General features: G+C 63.4%; 1 protein-coding gene. It reads left to right on the plus strand.

Annotation, left to right across the window (positions count from 1 at the left end):
• Window positions 1-47 precede the first annotated feature (47 nt).
• On the plus strand, window positions 48-848 hold the full coding sequence (locus ACHUEU_RS16475) for an aminoglycoside 3'-phosphotransferase (protein WP_299306110.1): 801 nt from the start codon (window positions 48-50) through the stop codon (window positions 846-848).
• The last annotated feature ends 220 nt before the right edge of the window (window positions 849-1,068 follow it).

Genomic DNA, 1,068 nt, shown 5'->3' on the forward strand with positions numbered 1-1,068 from the left:
CAAGGTTGTCCCACTCGGTCACTACCGACGGTCGATAGGGTGCGAGCATGAACTCGGTTCCCGCTGACGATCTTGAGTCCTTTGGCAGCGACAGCTGGAAAGAGGTTGGCGCCGGCGAGTCTCATGCCCGGGTGTTCGCTCGAGCAGACGGCCTCCAGTACGCCAAGCTGGTTGCTCGTGGTCGAGTAGCTGAGCTCATGGCTGAGCGGGATCGTTGCGAGTGGGCCAGCGCGAACGGCATTCCTGGGCCAGCGGTCCGGTCCTGGCAGACTGACGGGTCCGGAGCGCGACTGGTCACCAGTGCCGTCACGGGCATTTCCGCGCACCGCGTCGACGCTAAGCGAGCGCGCTCAGTCTGGCTCAACATCATCGACGCCGTCCGCATGATGCACCAGACCGACCCGGCCGACTGCCCATTTGACCGGGGCGTAGACCAGATGTTCTCTCTGGCCCGCGACGTGGTCTCCCGCGATGCGGTCAACCGCGACTTCCTACGGCCCGAACAGCTCACCAGCACCCCCCGTGAGCTGCTCGACGATCTATCCCGTCAACTTCCGCTACGCCTCGACCAGGAGCTGGCAGATCGCGTGGTCTGCCATGGAGACCTGTGCCTGCCAAACATCATGGTTGACCCCGAGACCCTAGAAGTCGTCGGATTCGTTGACCTTGGACGTCTCGGGCTCGCTGACCGACACGCAGACCTCTCGCTCCTGCTCGCGAACGCCCAAGACACCTGGCCCGAACACGCCGACGCCCTGGCAGAAGCCCTTCTCGCCCGGTACGGGCATCCGATCGACACAGATCGACTCGAGTTTCACCTCCACCTCGACCCTCTGACCTGGGACTGACCTTTCAAATACCCGCGCTGCTCGCCCGGAGTCGCCGTCATCGAGTACGGCGTGAGCGGTGCACGCGTGGGCTGTTGCACGAGTTCGTGGCACCTCAACCAGACACATCTGCCACATTGAGCACCACCCTGCGTGACAGCTACGGCACCGTAGGATTCCCCGTCACGCAAGGTCCGAATCGGCAGTTTCGTGACAGATCTGCACTCGGAGGTATACCCCA

It is taken from the genome of Brachybacterium vulturis (genome assembly GCF_043641765.1).
Taxonomy (GTDB): domain Bacteria; phylum Actinomycetota; class Actinomycetes; order Actinomycetales; family Dermabacteraceae; genus Brachybacterium; species Brachybacterium vulturis_A.

Excerpts from the sequence above, each read along its gene's own strand:
- ACHUEU_RS16475 (WP_299306110.1), top strand. The coding sequence starts at position 48 with ATGAACTCGGTTCCCGCTGACGATCTTGAGTCCTTTGGCAGCGACAGC.